The organism is Mesorhizobium sp. WSM2561, from assembly GCF_000513915.1.
In the GTDB taxonomy this organism is placed as follows: domain Bacteria; phylum Pseudomonadota; class Alphaproteobacteria; order Rhizobiales; family Rhizobiaceae; genus Mesorhizobium; species Mesorhizobium muleiense.
In genome coordinates, this window is record NZ_AZUX01000100.1 from 1 (window position 1) to 2,923 (window position 2,923).

Annotated in this window: 4 protein-coding genes and 1 pseudogene; 1 reads left to right on the top strand and 4 read right to left on the bottom strand. The window is 62.5% G+C overall.

All coding sequences use genetic code 11. The annotated features are described in order from the left end of the window. The 3 genes and pseudogenes from M727_RS38690 to M727_RS43625 all read right to left on the bottom strand — a co-directional run. Positions 1-276, bottom strand: a 276-nt coding sequence (locus tag M727_RS38690; protein WP_036264308.1) for a pantoate--beta-alanine ligase, incomplete at its 3' end; no start/stop codon positions are given. Next, a pseudogene (gene panB, locus M727_RS38695) lies at positions 273-1,072 on the bottom strand (3-methyl-2-oxobutanoate hydroxymethyltransferase). The pseudogene panB and the gene M727_RS38690, both read right to left, overlap by 4 nt. A 7-nt stretch (positions 1,073-1,079) precedes the next feature. After that, a complete protein-coding gene (locus tag M727_RS43625; RefSeq protein WP_245269108.1) occupies positions 1,080-1,247 on the bottom strand; it encodes a hypothetical protein in 168 nt (55 codons plus the stop codon). 157 nt (positions 1,248-1,404) lie between these two features. Here M727_RS43625 and M727_RS42685 point away from each other — a divergent pair, with 157 nt between their 5' ends. Then, a complete protein-coding gene (locus tag M727_RS42685; RefSeq protein WP_198032748.1) occupies positions 1,405-1,566 on the top strand; it encodes a hypothetical protein in 162 nt (53 codons plus the stop codon). Positions 1,567-1,781: 215 nt separating this feature from the next. Here the strand turns inward: M727_RS42685 and M727_RS43630 are convergent, their stop codons facing one another. Continuing rightward, complete coding sequence (locus M727_RS43630) at positions 1,782-2,513, bottom strand: Ulp1 family isopeptidase (protein WP_245269109.1); 732 nt, start codon at positions 2,511-2,513, stop codon at positions 1,782-1,784. Positions 2,514-2,923 lie beyond the last annotated feature (410 nt).

The following is a 2,923-nucleotide window of genomic DNA, read 5'->3' on the forward strand; positions in this document are numbered from 1 at the left end:
TGGATGCCTGCCTCTCCTTTGCGTGGCTGTAACACCACAAACTTGGCACATTGCGATGCCGTCGGAGAAGGCTGGCATCCACCCCATCTGCTTGGGATTGACGAACAGCGTCACGATCACACGGTCCGCCTTCGCAAGTGCCGCACGCACCAGGCTCAAATGGCCCTCGTGCAGGGCGCCCATGGTTGGCACGACTGCGACTTTGAGGCCGTGCTGACGCCATGCGGCTACAGCCGCGCGCAACTCGGCGACGGTCCTGACGATGGGAATGCTCACGCGGCTTCTTCTCCTCTGGCGATCTTCGACTCGTCGCCGAAGACATGATCGGGTCCCGGAAAACGGCGATCTCTCACCTCCTGTGCGTATACCGCGATCGCCGCATCGGCGGCCTGCCCGAGTTCGTCGTAGCGCTTGACGAATTTGGGGCGGAAGGCGCCAAAGAGGCCAAGCATGTCGTCGACCACCAGGATCTGCCATCGTAGTCTGACGAGGCCCCGATGCCGATCGTCGGGATCGCGATTTCCTCGGTGATCCGGCGGGCGAGAGCCTCGGGCACTTTTTCGAGTACGACCGCGAAGGAACCCGCGTCGGCCACCGCAAGAGCATCGCGCCTGATTCGCTCGGCATCCTCGCCCCTGCCCTGGACGCGATATCCGCCGAACGCGTTCACCGCCTGCAGCGTCAGCCAAATGTGAGCCATCACCGGGACGCCGCGACCGGTGAGGAAGCGGATCGTCTCGGCCATGCTTTCGCCGCCTTCGAGCTTGACGGCCGCGCAGCCGGTCTCGGCCATGACGCGCGCAGTATTGCGGAAGGCCTGCTCGGGGCCTTCCTCATAGGAGCCGAACAGCATGTCGACGACCAACAGCGGGCGTTCAAGCCCGCGGCGAACCGCCTTGCCGTGCATGATCATCATGTCGAGCGTGACCCCAAGCGTGGTCGGCAGGCCGTGAAGCACCATGCCGACGCTGTCGCCGACCAGCACGACCTCGCAGTGCGGATCAACCAGCCGCGCGACCGGGGTCGTGTGGGCCGAGGCAGCTAGGCTCGCCACATCGGCCCGTTGGCGCAAAGCGCGACTAAGCGGCTTCCGCTGCTTCGATTTCGGCCAAGTCCATGTGGAAGTCGAAATCCATCTGGATTGGTTCTTCGTTTGAACTTGCATCATTGTAACTATCGACGTCGACTTTAAGCTGTCGCACGTCCCCGACGATGCCGCGCCGCCGCTGCTGGAATGACATCTGCATGTGGTGCCGAGGGGCGGTGCGAATCTCGTCCTAAAGGACCATCTGCTGTCCGCCCGATCTGACCGCGGCAGGATGCAGCTTTCGAACCTTCCTGCCGCGCTTGTAGGTTATGTATTCTTCGCGCATGGCTGACTGCAAATCTTCGGCGCACTTGGAGATGGCCGCCGATTCTGGCAATTCCCACCGTCCAGTGCGGATTGCCCATGCGGAGAGCCCGAACCATGTCGCTGAGACCGTCATTGTCATTCCCGACGATGACGGCAAGGCCGTGCCGCAATTGCGTGATGTCGCGGGCGATGGCTATCCCATGCTCGGATAGGAGACCACGGGCCTGGTTGACAAGCCTCACCCGATCGGCGACCGGCCGTCGACGAACGCGATGAACGGCCTGGATCGCCAGCTGATCGATCCACTTTGCCGGAACAAAGCGCAGTGAGGGCCGGCTAACTGCTTCGCAGATGGCTCAGCATCGTTGCGGTGATCCTTGTTGGATTTCACGTATGGGTCACAAACTGTGGGCTGATCAACTGAACCTCATGGCCAAGATCGGAAACTACCCATGCCCAATAGTGCGCCCCGTGGTGGGGAGGCGGGTTCATCATCCAGCAGCTGCCGGAGTTCCCCTGGCTCGAATGCCACCATTGGTGGGGAGGCGGGTTCATGATCCAACAGCTGCCGGGGCTCCTCCTCGTGCGGCAAGCGCCTCGTCAATCGGTCTTGCAGCGCCTGCCGATCGGCCACGAGGTTGTCGAGGTGCAGCGGCTCGTGGTCCGGCCGCTCCCCGTCGAGCAATCGTCCAGCCAGCGCCCACGTGCCGTCCAACACAAAGACGCCGCAATCATAATCGTTCGACTGTCGGGGCATGCGGGCTGGTGCCAAGGTGGCGTTCAGCAGTCCTGCGAGCTGTTTTGCAGGCACATCGTTATATCCCTCTCGCTGGAGGGAGTCGTAGTGATAGGCCAACCGCGTTTCCGGTTTGCGGCGATCAACGAGCAGCAGCGACCAATGGGTGCCGGGGGTAGTAGGAGTGCCATTGTTCACTGGAAGGAACAGGAAGTCGGCTGGCGCGTCATTTTGATTATAGATGGACTGCAATGTGTCGCGCGCGTCTTGCGGCGCCATGTGACGCAGTAGATGGGAGAGCGACGGATCCACCAGCCGTGTCCTGGCGGCGAGCGTCGGATCGGTTGTCTGCAGCTGCTCCTCCAGCAATTGGTAATCCCTCTGGATATGGGCGTCGCTCAGCCACTCGGTGGCGTCGAGCACCGACCCGTTGGGGACATTGGACGAGGCTGTCGTATCGAGCGCCCCGATCTGAGTGTCGGAGGAACTGGTCGTTAGCGTCGTCACATCAACCAGTGGAAGGCCACGGTAGGTGTCTGGCAGCCTAGGGATTACTGGCGGGGCGGGTTGGGGAGCTCTTACCGGTGGCGATGGCGCAGCTTCACTCATCGCCGAAAGTCGACCGCGGTGGATGGGCCGCAAGTCACCGGGCCCTCCCGTCCCCGCGACAGTGGCGGCGGACCCTGTCGCTTGCATCATGGGCTGCCACTCCGACCCGCGGAGCATCTGCCGGCGCGGACCCACCGGTGCAGAATGAGCATCGTCGCGTAAATCGGACGGTGTGGGCGCATTCAGATCAACAAAAGACTGAAGACCGCCGAAGGTGTTGGAGC